The sequence below is a fragment of the Kibdelosporangium philippinense genome, from assembly GCF_021390435.2.
GTDB classification, from domain to species: domain Bacteria; phylum Actinomycetota; class Actinomycetes; order Mycobacteriales; family Pseudonocardiaceae; genus Kibdelosporangium; species Kibdelosporangium philippinense.
In genome coordinates this window covers 3,290,930-3,305,564 of sequence record NZ_JAJVCN010000001.1, presented here as the reverse complement: position 1 = coordinate 3,305,564, position 14,635 = coordinate 3,290,930, and the positions used below count along the sequence as shown (strand labels likewise).

16 protein-coding genes are annotated in these 14,635 nt (G+C 65.3%); 12 read left to right on the top strand and 4 right to left on the bottom strand.

The window, feature by feature from the left end:
• Positions 1-154 precede the first annotated feature (154 nt).
• The gene (locus LWC34_RS15280) at positions 155-1,396 is read right to left on the bottom strand and encodes a helix-turn-helix domain-containing protein (protein WP_233725720.1); all 1,242 of its coding nucleotides are present in this window, start codon (positions 1,394-1,396) and stop codon (positions 155-157) included.
• 221 nt (positions 1,397-1,617) lie between these two features.
• Positions 1,618-2,406, bottom strand: a complete 789-nt coding sequence (locus LWC34_RS58050) for a helix-turn-helix domain-containing protein (RefSeq protein WP_233725719.1) — start codon at positions 2,404-2,406, stop codon at positions 1,618-1,620.
• Positions 2,407-2,547: 141 nt separating this feature from the next.
• Between LWC34_RS58050 and LWC34_RS15270 the strand changes: the two genes are divergently transcribed.
• From LWC34_RS15270 to LWC34_RS15255, 4 genes are read left to right on the top strand one after another with little or no spacing between them, the layout of a single operon-like run.
• On the top strand, positions 2,548-3,126 hold the full coding sequence (locus tag LWC34_RS15270; protein ID WP_233725718.1) for a (2Fe-2S)-binding protein: 579 nt from the start codon (positions 2,548-2,550) through the stop codon (positions 3,124-3,126).
• Complete coding sequence (locus LWC34_RS15265) at positions 3,123-4,079, top strand: FAD binding domain-containing protein (protein ID WP_233725717.1); 957 nt, start codon at positions 3,123-3,125, stop codon at positions 4,077-4,079. Before LWC34_RS15270 ends, LWC34_RS15265 begins: the two co-directional genes overlap by 4 nt.
• Entirely contained in the window at positions 4,076-6,250 is a 2,175-nt protein-coding gene (locus LWC34_RS15260; RefSeq protein WP_233725716.1) for a xanthine dehydrogenase family protein molybdopterin-binding subunit, read from the top strand. The genes LWC34_RS15265 and LWC34_RS15260 overlap by 4 nt, the downstream gene beginning before the upstream one ends.
• Positions 6,251-6,287: 37 nt before the next feature.
• Entirely contained in the window at positions 6,288-6,920 is a 633-nt protein-coding gene (locus LWC34_RS15255; protein WP_308200045.1) for a maleylpyruvate isomerase family mycothiol-dependent enzyme, read from the top strand.
• Positions 6,921-7,009: 89 nt separating this feature from the next.
• Here LWC34_RS15255 and LWC34_RS15250 read toward each other — a convergent pair whose 3' ends face one another.
• Positions 7,010-7,510, bottom strand: coding sequence for a peptidylprolyl isomerase (locus LWC34_RS15250; protein WP_233725715.1), 501 nt, complete (start codon positions 7,508-7,510; stop codon positions 7,010-7,012).
• Positions 7,511-7,585: 75 nt separating this feature from the next.
• On the opposite strand from LWC34_RS15250, the gene LWC34_RS15245 reads away from it, so the two are divergent.
• The 6 genes from LWC34_RS15245 to LWC34_RS15220 are packed head-to-tail and all read left to right on the top strand — an operon-like array spanning position 7,586 to position 11,703.
• Entirely contained in the window at positions 7,586-7,975 is a 390-nt protein-coding gene (locus tag LWC34_RS15245; protein ID WP_233725714.1) for a GntR family transcriptional regulator, read from the top strand.
• A complete protein-coding gene (locus tag LWC34_RS15240; protein WP_233725713.1) occupies positions 7,972-8,787 on the top strand; it encodes an ABC transporter ATP-binding protein in 816 nt (271 codons plus the stop codon). The genes LWC34_RS15245 and LWC34_RS15240 overlap by 4 nt, the downstream gene beginning before the upstream one ends.
• Positions 8,784-9,653: an ABC transporter permease gene (locus LWC34_RS15235; RefSeq protein ID WP_233725712.1), complete on the top strand. Its 870-nt coding sequence runs from the start codon at positions 8,784-8,786 to the stop codon at positions 9,651-9,653. The genes LWC34_RS15240 and LWC34_RS15235 overlap by 4 nt, the downstream gene beginning before the upstream one ends.
• Positions 9,650-10,537: an ABC-2 membrane transporter-related protein gene (locus LWC34_RS15230; RefSeq protein ID WP_233725711.1), complete on the top strand. Its 888-nt coding sequence runs from the start codon at positions 9,650-9,652 to the stop codon at positions 10,535-10,537. The genes LWC34_RS15235 and LWC34_RS15230 overlap by 4 nt, the downstream gene beginning before the upstream one ends.
• Positions 10,538-10,546: 9 nt before the next feature.
• Positions 10,547-11,446, top strand: a complete 900-nt coding sequence (locus tag LWC34_RS15225) for an ABC transporter permease (RefSeq protein ID WP_233725710.1) — start codon at positions 10,547-10,549, stop codon at positions 11,444-11,446.
• A 5-nt stretch (positions 11,447-11,451) separates the two neighbouring features.
• On the top strand, positions 11,452-11,703 hold the full coding sequence (locus LWC34_RS15220; protein ID WP_233726448.1) for a LysR family transcriptional regulator substrate-binding protein: 252 nt from the start codon (positions 11,452-11,454) through the stop codon (positions 11,701-11,703).
• On the opposite strand, the gene LWC34_RS15215 is transcribed toward LWC34_RS15220, so the two are convergent.
• The gene (locus tag LWC34_RS15215; protein WP_233725709.1) at positions 11,642-12,592 is read right to left on the bottom strand and encodes a YeiH family protein; all 951 of its coding nucleotides are present in this window, start codon (positions 12,590-12,592) and stop codon (positions 11,642-11,644) included. The genes LWC34_RS15220 and LWC34_RS15215 overlap by 62 nt on opposite strands.
• Before the next feature lie 136 nt (positions 12,593-12,728).
• Here LWC34_RS15215 and LWC34_RS15210 point away from each other — a divergent pair, with 136 nt between their 5' ends.
• Positions 12,729-13,976 carry a sensor histidine kinase gene (locus tag LWC34_RS15210; protein ID WP_233725708.1) on the top strand — a complete coding sequence of 416 codons (1,248 nt, stop codon included), beginning with the start codon at positions 12,729-12,731 and terminating at the stop codon, positions 13,974-13,976.
• Positions 13,977-13,985: 9 nt separating this feature from the next.
• Positions 13,986-14,633, top strand: a complete 648-nt coding sequence (locus LWC34_RS15205) for a response regulator (protein WP_233725707.1) — start codon at positions 13,986-13,988, stop codon at positions 14,631-14,633.
• The last annotated feature ends 2 nt before the right edge of the window (positions 14,634-14,635 follow it).

Sequence of the window (14,635 nt, the reverse complement as noted above, 5' to 3'; positions counted from 1 at the left end):
CGAGAAGAATCAGTGTGGCTCCATGGTATTTCCTCCTTCAGGAAGCCATGCGTGACCCACAAGGCCGACCTTCGTGGATCTGCACACCAGCTGGTGAACACCACAATGGTCGGCACACGCCTGGCCCGGAAGGCGTTTCCTGTGGTGGAAACGATCAGGAAACAGGAAACCCGAAAAGAGCGGCGGTGATTTCGACGTGCAATTGTTTGGCCGGACGGTAGTTGTGCCTGCGCGCCATGGCGCGGGTCAGCCTGCGCAGCTCGGTGCGTGCGGTCGCCGAACCGATCGGCTGCGCGATGGCGATGACCTGCGACGCGACCTCACACATCCGGTCGAGGTCACTGGTTGCCTCGTAAGCCAACGCAAGCCGCGCGCCGTACATCGCGCGCGCTCGCCGGGCGGTGGGCGCGGTCCGGGATAGCGCTCGTTCCAATAGCTCAGCCGCTTGCTTGGGCCTGCCGAGATCGAAGGTGCACCATCCGGAGACGGCAAGGTTGAGGTCCTTGACCGTGGTCGAGCCGAGCGGTGAGCCGCCTGGGCCGTCATGGACTCCGTTGCCCAGCAACGTTTCGGCCCGGTCCAACGCGGCACGGCATTCGTGGCCGTTGTTGAGCATCGCGTGCCCCTGCGCCTCGCGATGCGCGGCCAACGCCTTGACGCGCGGATCGGCGCCCACATGGTGTTGTGCCTGCTGCGCAAGGGAGATCGTCCGAGTGGCGTCGCGGGCGTACATGGCCAGTTCGGCTTCCCTGACCAGAGCGTATGCCGAGATGGCCTGATCGCCCGCGGAGGCGGCGAGCTTGGCGGATTGCCGGGTCCACGCCATGGAAGCTTGGTTGTCCCCGGCTTCCTGTGCCATCCAGCCGGCGTATTCGGCGTAGCGGGCGGCAAGGATTTCGAAGGTCGCGCGACCCTGTGGGTGTGGCGCGGCTTCGGCGAGTTCGACCAGCGTGCAGTACTCGATGGCGACCGTGCGCAGCACCAGCCCTGGCGCGCTTTGCTGCCCGCGCTTGCGAAGTCGATCGAACTGGTCGCGGTAGTACAGGCGCGTCTGGGGATCCTCGGCCGCCATCTCGGCGTCGGCCTCGGTGATCCCCAGTGGAAGGAACAGCGAGCTGCCGAAGGCGAGCACTTCGCGCCTGCCTGGGTGCGTGAACTCGGTGTCGGGCCCGTTTGGTTGATCGGGCCCGGTCCGTTGGACGAGCGCGGCGAGCTTGCCGTTGGCGCCGAGTTCGGCGTCGGCGAGACGGGCGAGTTGCTCGGTGGGTGGCTGCCTGCCGTTCTCGATCTTGCTGAGGTAGCCCTTGCTGAAGTTCAGGCGCCTGGCCATCTCGTTGAGGGAGATGTCGGCATGCACGCGCCGTCGCCGTAACTCGGCGCCGAATTCGTGGCTCATCCAGCGCACCTCCCCCGTGCACGGTACCGCGCGAGGGAAGAGCAGCCGACGGGTTTCCTGTTGCCGATAGGCCAAACGGGTGCCCGCCATCAAGGGGATCCCTCGTGAGTGGTTAGCCGTGTTCTAACGCGCTTAACCACTTACGAAGACCGGACTTCCACAGTGGACCGGTAATTGTACGCCCTGCGCGCCGCGATGAACCTGTCGATTCCGTATGGGTTTCAGCGGCTACGCAACCGGTACTCCGTTGGCGAGCAACCCACGTAGCGGCTGAAGGTCGCGGAGAAGTGGCTGGCACTGGGAAATCCCGACCGCCTGCCGATCGTCGCCACTGGCTCATCGCTGTTCTGCAGGCGGCGACGAGCTTCTGCGATACGCAACTCGGTCAGGAACTTCAGCGGCGGCCGCCCGGTCCTTGCCGTGAACAGGCGCAGGAAGTGGAACCTGCTCAGCGCGGCTTCTTTCGCCAGATCGTCCAAGGTGATGCGGCCAGGGAGGTTTCCGCGCATGTACTCGACGACCTTGCGCATCTGCACGTCGCTCAAGGCGTGCCGCTCCGGCTCGCGCACCCGGTCTGGCGCCAGCAGATGCGCCGCGAGGTACTGCGCCGCGCATTGGGCGTACAACTCTTCCGCGCCTGCGGCTTTCGCCTTCGCCATTGCTGTCGCCATCGCTGCGATCACCGGGTCTGGGCGGCTGAGTACGTCGAGGGGTGCGAGATCCACGTCCTGATCGAACAGTGCGCGTGGCAGGTCTATGTGGACGGTCCGCAGCGGGGCGGCGGCGAATTTTCGCCAGCGGATGGTGATCTCTTTGCCGGGCACGGTGATTCCGATGTCGCCGGTACTGAACGTAGCCGACCGCCAGTTCGCACCCTTGCGTGACTCCAGCCAGCACGCGCCGTCCACCATCACCACGATACTGAGCACGTCAGTGGCCTGTTTCTGCAACGAGCCAACGCCTTCGACATCAGTGTCGGTCCGGATCCCCAAAGCCTGCCAGGGTTTCACGTTTCGCAGGCAATCACACCCCGTGGTGTCAAGCAACAAGGCGCGAGAGCAATTTTGGGGAATGGCCGAGCAATCCGGGGACAGCATGTTGACTCGGTGCTGGCTTAGGTTGACGGAAATTAGTCAGGTCTGGAGGGGTTGATGCAGGACAACCTGAAACGCCGCACCGTGCTCAAAGCCACTGGCGTTGCCGCTGCTGCGGCGGCGGTCACAGTGGACACCGAGGCGGTGGCAGCCGAAGCGAGCGGGACGGTCGACGTCACGCTGAAGGTCAATGGTGTCACCAAGCGCGTGACAGTGGAACCCCGGACGACCCTGTTGGACGCCCTGCGTGAGCGAATGGCGCTTACCGGGACGAAAAAGGGCTGTGACCGGGGCGAGTGTGGCGCATGTACGGTCCTTGTCGACGGCAAACGGATCAAGTCGTGCCTGACACTCGCTGTCATGCGGCAGGGAGCGTCGGTCACCACGGTCGAAGGCCTTGCCAAAGGCGACCGGCTGCACCCGGTGCAGGAGGAGTTCATCCGGCACGACGCGTTCCAATGTGGAGGCTGCACACCCGGCCAGATCATGTCGGCGGTCGCGTGCATCAAGGAGGGCCATACCGGCTCGGACGACGAGATCAGGGAGTGGATGAGCGGCAACCTGTGCCGGTGCGCCTGCTACCCGAACATCGTCTCGGCCGTGAAGGCCGCAGCGCGCAAGGGAGCCGGTTGGTGAAGGCTTTCTCGTACGCCCAAGTCCGTAACGTCGACGAGGCCGTCAGATCCGTGGCGAGCAACCCCGGCGCGACCTTCATCGCGGGTGGCACGGATCTGCTCAACCTGATGAAAGACGGTGCGCAGAGCCAGGACCGTCTCATCGACATCAACTCGCTACCGTTAGCGGATATTCGCATGCGCAACGGCGTCCTGACGATCGGCGCACTCGCCAGGATGACCGACGTGGCGGCGCACCCGTTGGTGCGCGGCAACTTCGCGATGCTGTCGCAAGCCCTGCTGGCATCGGCTTCGCCGCAGGTACGCAACATGGCCGCGATCGGCGGCAACCTGTTGCAACGCACTCGATGCGGCTACTACCGCGACGCCGGATCGTCGTGCAACAAGCGCACTCCCGGCAGCGGATGCCCTGCGTTGGAAGGAGAAAACCGGGGCCACGCGGTGCTCGGTGGCAGCGATCACTGCATCGCGGTGAATCCGTCGGACCTGGCGGTAGCTCTGCTCGCACTCGACGCGACCGTGGTGACCAACAGTCGTCGAATCGCGTTCAAGGAATTATATCAGCTGCCGGGAACCACTCCGCATCGGGAGACCGCCTTGTCGCACGGCGAGTTGATCGTCGCGGTCGAGGTGCCGATGCTGAACATGAAGCAGAGCTACCTGAAACTGCGTGACCGCACGACGTTCGAGTTCGCGGTCGTCGCCGTCGGTGGCGCGCTGCGGATGCGCGGCCGGGTCGTACAGGACGTCCGGCTCGCGTTCGGTGGCGTGGCGACCAAACCATGGCGTGTTCTCGAAGCGGAGAACGTGCTGCGGGGCAAGCCCTTGACGACCGAATCGATGGCCGCCGCGGCCGATGTCGTGCTGCGTGGCGCGGTCGCCAGGCACGGGAACGCCTTCAAGATCGAACTGCTGAAACGGGCCATCCCGGTAATTCTGGAGGATCTGCGATGAGCCAGCTGGTCGGCCAGCCCATCGAACGGGTAGACGGCCGCGCCAAGGTGACCGGTGCGGCCGTCTACACCGCGGACTACCAGGTGCCTGGTGCGCTGTATGGCCACCTGGTGATGAGCACGATCGCGCGGGGCCGGATCGTTTCGATCGACACCGCCCGCGCGTTGGCCGCGCCGGGCGTCGTCGCGGTATTCACGCATGTGAACATGCCGAAGCTGGTGGCGCAGCCGCCGTTCCCGTACGTCAAGGGTTTCTATCCACTGCAGGACGACCGGATCCACCACAATGGACAGCCGATCGCCTATGTGGTCGCCCGGTCGCTCGAAGAGGCGATCGAGGCCGCGAACCTTGTCACGGCCAAGTACGAGGAGGCGCAGCCCAAGTCGTCGCTGTCGGCGAACATGGCCGACGCGTACCTGCCGCCGCCCAGCCGCAACGGCGAGAACGAGTTCATCCGAGGCGACGTCAAAGCTGGCCTCGACCAGGCCGACGTGCAAGTCGAGCTGGAGTTCAGCAGTCCGACCCATCACCACAACCCGATCGAGCCGTCGAGCACGATCGCGCAGTGGTCAGGCGACCAGCTGACCCTGTACGAAACCGCGCAGGGCCTGAGCTTTTCCCGGTTCGCGGTGTCCAACGCCATGGGCATCCCGCAGGCGAACGTCCGGATCATCTCGAAGTACCTCGGCGGCGGGTTCGGCGCCAAGGGGACGGTCTGGCCGCACACCCTGCTGACCGCGGCGGTGGCCCGCGCGCTCGGCAAACCGGTCAAGTTCACGCTGACCCGCGCCCAGATGTACACCTCGCACGGGCATCGTGCGCAGTTCCACCAGCGCGTCACGCTCGGTGCGAAGCGGGACGGCACGCTGACCGCGTTGGCCAACATCAGCACCCAGCAGGTGGCCACGACCAGCGAGATCGTGTTCAACCTGAGCGAATCGTCGATGTTCCTGTATGCCGTGCCGAACATGCATGTGCGCCAGCAAGGGGTGAAGCTCGACATCGCGGCCGCGAGTTTCCAGCGTTCGCCGGAGACGACCTCGCACTTCGGGCTGGAGACCGCGATGGACGAGCTGAGCTACAAGCTCGGCATCGACCCGCTGGAGCTGCGGCTGCGGAACTACTCGGAGGTCAACCCGGAGACCGGCGTCCGGTGGTCGAGCAAGTACCTGCGGGAGTGCTACGACATGGCCTCCAAGAGGTTCGGCTGGTCACGCCGTAACCCCAGGCCGCGGTCGATGCGCGACGGGCACGAGCTGATCGGGTGGGGCATGGCCACCGAAGGCCATACCTTCAACGCGCTCCTCTCCGGGGCCACTGTCACGATGAACCAGGACGGCAAGGTCGTCGCGCAGTGCGGGACCCAAGAGATTGGCACGGGCACGTACACCGTGATGACCCAGGTGGCGGCGTCCGCGCTGGGGATGGACCTCGGCGATGTGAAGTTCGACCTCGGTGACACGAACTTCCCGGCAGCGGGTATCTCCGCGGCCTCGGCCACGGTGAACAGCGTGACCGGCTCGGTGTCGAAGGCGGCGACATCGGTCCGTGACGCGGTGATTCAACTGGCCGTCGCCGACCCACGTTCGCCACTGAACGGGGTCGCGCCCACGGACATCGAGGTCGACCACGGCGTGATGTACGTGAAGAACCGGCGCTACCGCAACGACACGTATCGCGCGGTCATGCGTCGTCACGGACAGCCGGTGAGCAACACGGCCACCGTGCCGAACGAGCGCGGCTACACCACGGGCTGCGTGTTTGTTGAGGTCCGTGTGGATCCTCGGGTTGGTGCCGTGCGTGTCACGCGCGTCGTGGCGGCCCACGACCCAGGGCGCGTGATGAACAAGAAGACCGCGGAAAGCCAGGTCATCGGCGGCGTGACGTGGGGTATGGGCTATGCGTTGATGGAGCACACGGTGTACGACCCGCACACGGCGCGCGTGGTCAATCCCACCCTGTCGACGTACCTCATCCCGGTGAACGCGGACGTGCCGGTGATCGAGTCGATGTTCGTCGACCGGCCGGATCCGGGCAGCTCGGCGCTGGGTGCCAAGGGTTTCGGTGAGACCCCGATCACCGGTGTGCCAGCGGCGATCGGCAACGCGGTGTATCACGCCACCGGCAGGCGGATCCGTGACCTGCCCATCTCGCAGGACAAACTGCTGTAGCCGAGAAACCTAGACAAGGCAGCACCGAGGTGCTGCCTTGTCTAGGTTGGCCCATGTGGACCTGATGACCCATGCGATCCAGGAACGGTCGGACTTCGCCGACTTCCTGGCAACGCTGACCGAAGAGCAGTGGCAGGTGCGGAGCCTGTGCTCGGACTGGACGGTCCGTGACGTCGTGGCCCACCACCTCAGCTACGACGAACTGACCTGGCCGGAGACGGTCAAACGGATGGTCCGCGGCAGATTCGGGCTGAACGGGACGAATGCCGTCGGGGTTCGTGAGGACACTCGCGGGCCGGCGGAGTTGCTTGACGTTCTGCGCGCCCACCTGCGGCCTCGCGGGCTGGTCGCCGCGTTCGGCGGGATGGTGGCGTTGCTGGACTGCATGATCCACCAGCAGGACATCCGGCGCCCGTTGGGAATGCGGCGCGAGATTCCGGCGGAGCGTCTGCGTACCGCGTTGGGCTTGGCGATGAAGGCGCCGCCGATCCGGGCGTTCGTGCGGGCACGTGGCCTGAGGCTGGTGGCGACCGATGTGGACTGGACGCGTGGCTCCGGTCCTGAGGTGCGCGGACCTGGGGAGGCCGTGCTGCTGGCGATCGCCGGGCGGGACGTGGCCCTAGATGAGCTGGCAGGTCCAGGTAAGCCCCGGTTAGCGGCCAGGATGTAATGCCGTGAAGGCCACCCATGCGGCGTCTAACGCGTCAGGGGAGGCCCTCGCGCGTCTAACGCCGCGAGGGTGACCTTCACGGCAAAACGTCAGTCGAGGACCTCGGCCTTTTCGATGATGACATCGCTCTTCGGCACGTCCTGGTGGCCACCCGCGTTGCCGGTCGGCACGCCCGCGATCGCGTCAACGGTGTCCGTACCCTCGACGACCTTGCCGAACACCGCGTAGCCCCAGCCCTGACCGGCCGGTGCGGTGTGGTTGAGGAAGTCGTTGGTCGAGGTGTTGATGAAGAACTGCGCGGTCGCCGAGTGCGGGTCGCCAGTCCTGGCCATCGCCACGGTGTAGTGGTCGTTGCGGAGCCCGTTCTGGGCCTCGTTCTTGATCGGGGTGCCGGTCGGCTTCTGCCGCAGGCCCGGCTCGAAGCCACCGCCCTGGATCATGAAGGTCTTGATCACGCGGTGGAAGATCGTGCCGTCGTAGTGCCCGCTGTTCACGTACTGCAGGAAGTTCGCCACGGTCTCGGGAGCCTTCGCAGCGTCGAGCTCGAGAACGATCGGGCCGTGCGACGTGTGCAGCTTGACTTTGCTCATGGCCACCATTCTGCATTGACGGCGCCGGACCGGCGTGGCATGCTTTCACTAGTTAATTAGTGAAAGGGTGTTTGGGTGATCGAGTTCCGGATCGACCGTCGCTCCGGCACGGCCACCTACCAGCAGATCGTCGACCAGACCAAGCACGCGCTGCGGCTTGGTCTGCTGCGGCCGGGGGACCGGTTGCCCACCGCCAAAGAGGTGGTGGCCGCGACCGCGATCAACCCGAACACCGTGCTCAAGGCGTACCGCGAGCTGGAGCGCGACGGCCTGGTCGAGGGCAGACGGGGGATGGGCACATTCGTGTCCCGGTCGCTGGCGATGCCCGAGATCGCCGCTGACGGTCCGTTGCGGGACGAACTCGCGGACTGGGTGGGCCGCGCCAAGCAGACAGGTTTGGCGCGTGAAGACGTAGAAGCGCTGGTCAAGGCCACGCTCGATGAGAAATACCAAGGGGAGATGTGACTACCGAACTTGAGGCGGTCGACCTGGGCAAGCGCTACCGCCGCGGCTGGGCCCTGCGCGAATGCACGTTCGACCTGCCGGAAGGCCGGATCGCGGCGCTGGTTGGCCCGAACGGCGCTGGCAAGAGCACGCTGATGCGGCTGGCGGTCGGGCTGCTCGAACCGACCACCGGGCGCGTCCACGCTCGTGACACCCTGGCGTTTCTGAGCCAGGACAAGCCGTTGTACAAGGGCTTCACAGTCGAGGAGATGCTGCGCGCGGGCGCGTCGATGAACACCAAGTGGGACAACGAATACGCGATCAAGCTGATCAAAGAAGCGGACGTGCCGCTCGACGCGAAGATCCGCACCTTGTCCGGCGGCCAGCGCACCCGGGTCGCGCTGGCGATCGCGTTGGGCCGCAGGCCAAGCCTGATCCTGCTGGACGAACCACTGTCCGATTTGGACCCGTTGGCCCGTACCGAGGTCATGCAGGCACTGCTCGGCGAAGTCGTGGACACCGGGATGACAGTGTTGCTGTCCTCGCACGTGCTCGCGGACCTCGAAGGCGTCTGCGACTATCTGATTCTCCTCGCGAACGGGCGGATCCGGCTGGCCGGGGATGTCGACGAACTGCTGGCCGAGCACCGGGTGCTGATCGGTTCACGCGAGCTGGCGACGCCCGATGTGTCCATTGTCGACAGCAGGACGACCGAACGACAGGCCACATTGGTCGCCAGGACGAGAACGGCCGCCGAGGGCTGGGAACCGCACGAACCGACGCTGGAAGAACTCACGCTGGCCTACCTGCGTTCGGCGAAGGGAGCCGCGTGATCTGGGTGACGTGGCGGCAGCAGCGGGTCCAGATTCTCGCTGTGTTCGCGGTCGTCGCGGCGGTGTCGGTCGTGCTGGCGGTCCTGCGTTCGCAGGCATCCTCTAACAGCAACGATCTGCTCCTGTCGTACATGGTTATGCTGATAGCCGTTTTGCCTGCCCTGGTCGGCATGTTCGTCGGTGCGCCACTGTTCGCGCGGGAGATCGAATCGGGCACGCACATCTTCGCGCTGAGCCAGTCGATCAGCCGCAAGAAATGGCTGCTGACCAAGGGCTTGATGGCGGGCGGCTCGCTCGCGGTTGCGATGTTCGTGCTCGGCGTTGTCGCCGAGTGGGCGATGGAACCGCTGCAGTCGTCGACGCTGGCCCGGATGGAAACCGGCGCGTTCGAGGTTCAGGGTGTGGTCGTCGGCGGATACGCGATTCTGGCGTTCGCGGTCGGTGCGACCGCGGGTTTGGTGCTGCGTAACACGTTGGCCGCGATGGTGGTCACGCTGATCCTGTACGGAGCCGTGCTACTCACCCTCGGTCAGAGCATTCGGGGGAATTACGCCGAGCCGTCGTACTTCGAGGCACCGAAGAACATGGTCGCCGGTGAGGCCGATACAGCCAGGTCATGGCAGGTCGATTTTGGTTACGTCGACGCCACCGGCAAACAATACTCGGGGCTGACCATGACCGAGTGCAGGAACGTAGTGGACCCCAAGGGCTGTCTGGACGGGTTGAACCTCGTGGCCTCGTACGTCAAAGTGCATCTGCCAAGCCAGTTCTGGCGGTTCCAGTTCACCGAACTCGGCCTGGTGCTTGCCCTGAGCATGGTTGTGCTCGGCGGCGGTGCGGTGATGGCCAAGCGGAGGCTGACGTGATCTGGGTGACGTGGCGGCAGCAGCGGCTGCAGATCTTCGCTGTCTTCGGCATCGTCACGCTGATCTCGGCAGTGCTGGTGTACGTGCGGGCGGACGCGGTGTCCTTGTTGCCGGACAAGGAACTCGTCATGAACGAGTACAACTTGCCACTGCAGTACTTCTCGTTACTGATGCTGGCATTACCTGTGCTGCTTGGGATGTTCTTCGGTGCGCCGTTGTTCGCGCGAGAGATCGAGTCGGGCACGCACGTGTTCGGGTTGACGCAGTCGGTCAGCAGAACCCGTTGGATCGTCACCAAACTGGCGATCGCGGGCGGGTCGCTGGCGCTGGCGATGCTCATTCTCGGCATGGTGTCGGTGTGGGCGTTGGAACCGGTGAGTTTCGTGTTACGCGGCCGGATCGGGACCGGCGTGTTCGAGGCTCAGGGTGTGGTCGTCGGCGGGTACGCGATTCTGGCGTTCGCGATCGGTGCGACGGCGGGTTTGGTGCTGCGTAACACTTTGGCGGCGATGGTCGTGACTCTGGCTCTGTACACGGTCGTGTTGATGGCTGTGGCAAACGAAGTCAGGGAACATTACGCCGCGCCAACCGTGTACGAAACCCGTGTGGACGGTATGAGCGGCCGTATCGAGCCGCCGGAAGCGTGGCTGCTCGAACGGGGTTTCATGGAGGCGGACGGTTCACGGATCAGCGTCTTGGAGTGCACGCGTTCCGGGCAGATGGTGGCCTGTATGAACGACTCGCGGTTCGTCGGCGAGTACCTGCGGGTGCATCTGCCCGACCGGTTCTGGCGGTTCCAGTTCACCGAACTCGGACTGGTCCTGCTGCTCAGCGCGGGTGTGTTCGGTGCTTTGGCGATAGCAGGCAAACGCAGATTGACCTAAGGGGAGAACATGATCTGGGTAGCTTGGCGGCAACAGCGGCTGCAGATCTTCGCAGTGTTCGGTGTTGTCGCGGTGATCTCGGCAGTTCTGGCGTACGTGCGGGCGGACGCCGTGACGTTGTTGCCGGACAAGGCACTCGTCAGCGACACCTACAACATGTTCCTGCAGTACTACGTGTTCCTGTTGCTGGTTTTTCCTGTGCTGTTCGGGATGTTCTTCGGTGCTCCGCTGTTCGCACGGGAAATCGAACATGGCACGCACGTCTTCGGCCTCACCCAGTCGGTCAGCCGGACCCGCTGGGCGGTCACCAAACTGGCGATGGCCGGCAGTGCTCTCACTGCGGCGACAGTCATCCTCGGCCTCGTCGGCGTGTGGGCCTTGGAACCGATCAACTTCGTCATGCAGGGCAGGATGGAAAACGGCGTGTTCGAGGTCCAAGGCGTCGCGCTCGTCGGGTACACACTGCTGGCGTTCGCGGTCGGCGCGGTAGCGGGTTTGGTGCTGCGTAACACTTTGGCCGCGATGGTGGTCACCCTGATCCTGTACACCGTCGTGGTGATGACCGTGGCCCACAACGTCAGGGAGCACTACGCCACCCCGTCGTACTTCGAGTCCGAGGTCCAGACCGTCACCGGCCAAGCCCAACCGACGGACTCCTGGATGGTCGAGTCCGGTTTGGTGGATGCCAACGGCAACCATATCCGCGCTAGCAACTGCATGAGTTCAACGGACGTGCCGGGCTGTACGAACGTCAATCAGTACGCCAAGTCCTACGCGAAGGTGCACCTGCCGACCCAGTTCTGGCGGTTCCAGTTCACCGAACTCGGTTTGTTCATCCTGCTGAGCACAGGCGTCCTTGGCGTGGGTGCGTTGGCAGCGCGGCGCAGGCTGGCTCGCAGGAGCTGGTGAACCGGATGTTCGCCATGGCGGGCATCCAGCCGCGGGTGACCCACGAGCTGCAGCAGATCATCTCGATCCTCGAATTCGTGGCACTGGGACACGGCGTGACGATCGTGGCCTCGCTAGCCCTGCCTGACCAGCACGAAGGCGTGGTCTACCGGCGGATCACGCCACGGTTCTCCCGGCGCGTCGGCCTGGCGTGCCTCAACGAACGACGGCTGTCGCCTGGGGCGGCGGCGCTGTGGGCGCAGGCTCGATCAACATGAGCGAGCCGAACGCGACCCCGCCGACCAACACGGTCGACAGCGCGCCGAGGACAAGTCCCTTACGCCCGGACCGCAGGACTTTCCCGATCCGGACCGTCGTACCCAGCCCGAACATGGCGGCAGCCAGCAAGACGGTCGTGCTGAACTTCGCGCCATCCAAGACCAGACCGGGCAGCAATCCCGTGCTACGCACCAAAACCATGGCCAAGAAGCCAACGACGAACAACGGCACGATCGGCGGTCGCGGTCCGTCCTGGCGCTGAAAAAACCCGACACCGGCCACGATCGGAGCCAGCAGCACGACCCGCGTCAGCTTCACGACCACCGCGATCCCGACCGCCGCGGCCCCGGCAGGGGAGGCGGCCGCGACCACCTGAGCGACCTCGTGCACGCTCAAACCTGCCCATTTGCCAAGGAATTCGCTGCCCATCCCGCTGCCGATCAACGGAACCAGCGCGATCGCCAAGCTGCCGTACAACGTCACGAGCGTGACGCTGGCGGCCACGTCTTCCTTGTCAGACTTGGCGACGCTGTCCATCGCGACGATCGCGGACGCACCGCAGATCGAGAACCCGGTCGCGACCATCAACCCCAGGCCACGCGACACCCCGATCCAGCGCGCCATCGCCAATGTGCCGAAGAATCCGGCAGACACCGTGACCACGACCGCGAGCACGGTCCCGAATCCCAGCTTGGTCACCTCGGTCAGGCTCAGCTGCAACCCGAGCAACACCACACCTGTACGCAGGAACCGCCGTGTCACCAGCTGTAGATCGGCCCGGACCGGGACCATCACGCCGAGCAGGACCGCGACCGTCAACGCGCTGAGCACCGGAACGAAGTAGTTCACCACCAGTGCGACCGCCGCACCCGCTACCGCAACCCACATAGCTCACAGGATCTCCGCGCACGCGCGAGCGCGGTAGCGGGCACTTCAGACCAAGGTCATAGCCCCAGGGTATGACTCGTGAGTGGTTAGTCGTGTTCTAACACGGCTAACCACTCACGAGGGCTACCTTGCGGGTATGGGGACAGGAGTGGATCCGGCGTACTGGCGGCGGCCGTCGCCCACGCCCGCTGAGCAACGGCAGGACGTCTGGATCGCCTTGCTGGTGCTGGTCGGCGCCCTCGTGGCGATGGTGCTCGTGAAAAGCGTCGGCACACCCAATGCCCCACCGTTATGGGAACAGCTCGTCTGGGCGGCCAGTCTGGCGCTGCCGCTCGCACTGCGCAGGCGCTATCCCATCGTTGTGCTGCTGCTGGTCGGCGCGGTGTTCATCGCGGCAGCGATCCGCGCGGTCGGCGACAACCTCATGCCGTCGATCGCGGTGTTCCTCGCGACCTACACGGTCGGTGCGTGGGCGCAGAACCGGACGTGGGCGCGCTGGTCGCGGATCGCGGTCATCGCGGCGATGTTTATCTTGCTCGGTTACAACCTGCTGACCGCGATCGCCGACCCGCCGGACCTGCCGCACGCAGCCGGGCCGATGAACCCGGTACTGGCAGGTGTCTTGTACACGCTCGCGATGAACCTGTTGTTCTTCGCCGGTGCCTACTTCTTCGGCAACATGGCGTGGTTGTCGGCCAGGCGGCAGGCCGAGTTGGTGTGGCGTGCCGAGGAACTCCGGTTGTCGCAGGAGCAGAACACGCGGGGCGCGATCGTGGCCGAGCGGGTGCGGATCGCCCGTGACCTGCATGATGTCGTCGCACACCACGTCTCGGTGATGGGCGTGCACGCAGGCGCCGCACGCAGCGTCCTCGGCAAGGATCCTGACGTCGCCAGCGAAGCGTTGCGCACAGTCGAGCAGACCGCGCGCACGGCCATCACCGAGCTACGCGGCCTGCTCGGTGTGCTGCGCGCGGAGGACACCGAGGCGTCCGACACGACGTCCTCGCCAGGGCTGGATCAGTTGCCAGAACTGTTTTCCGCCGCCAAGAGCGCCGGGCTTGAGGTGGTGCACGGCGTCTACGGTGAGCCAAGGCCGGTGCCGCAAGGCGTGGCGCTGTCGGCGTATCGCGTGGTGCAGGAGGCGTTGACCAACGTGGTGAAACACGCGGGCGCGCGCCGGGCCGATGTGCGGGTGCGGTTTTTGGAAACAGCGTTGGAGATCGAGGTCTCTGACGACGGCCGCGGCGACGTGAAAGGATCCAACGGGTTCGGTCTGCTCGGCATGCGCGAGCGGGTCGCGGTGCACGGCGGTGAACTGGACGCCGGACCGCGCCGCGACGGCGGGTTCCGCGTACGGGTCAGCCTGCCGACGTCTGTCCACTGAGGAGGGTGTGTGACGCTGCGGGTGGTCCTTGCCGACGACCACGACCTGGTGCGTGTCGGGTTCCGGGTGATTCTCGGTGCCGAGGACGACATCGAGGTCGTCGGGGAGGCAGGCAACGGTCTCGCCGCGGTCGAGATGGTCACGCGGCTGCGCCCGGACGTGGTGCTGATGGACGTGCAGATGCCAGGGATCGACGGTCTGGAAGCCACCCGGCGGGTCGTGGACGTGGCCAAAGTCGTCATCCTGACCACGTTCGACCGCGAGGACTACCTGTTCGAAGCCCTGCGGGCAGGCGCAAGCGGATTCCTGCTGAAGAACGCGTCTCCGGAGGACCTCGTGGACGCGGTGCGGGTCGTGGCACGCGGCGATGGACTGCTGTCGCCCGAGGTCACGCGCCGGGTCATCGCGCGGTTCAGCGGAAACGAACCCGCGAAACCGTTGCACCGCCCGCCGGAGCTCACCGAGCGCGAGTGCGAGGTGCTGATTCAGTTGGCGCGCGGGGTGAGCAACGCGGAGATCGCCAGCGAGCTGTTCCTCGGCGAGACGACCGTGAAGACACACGTGTCCAGGATTCTCACCAAACTGGGGCTTCGTGACCGTACGCACGCGGTCGTTTACGCCTACGAGAACGGAATCGTCGCGCCGGGCCGGTCGTAGTC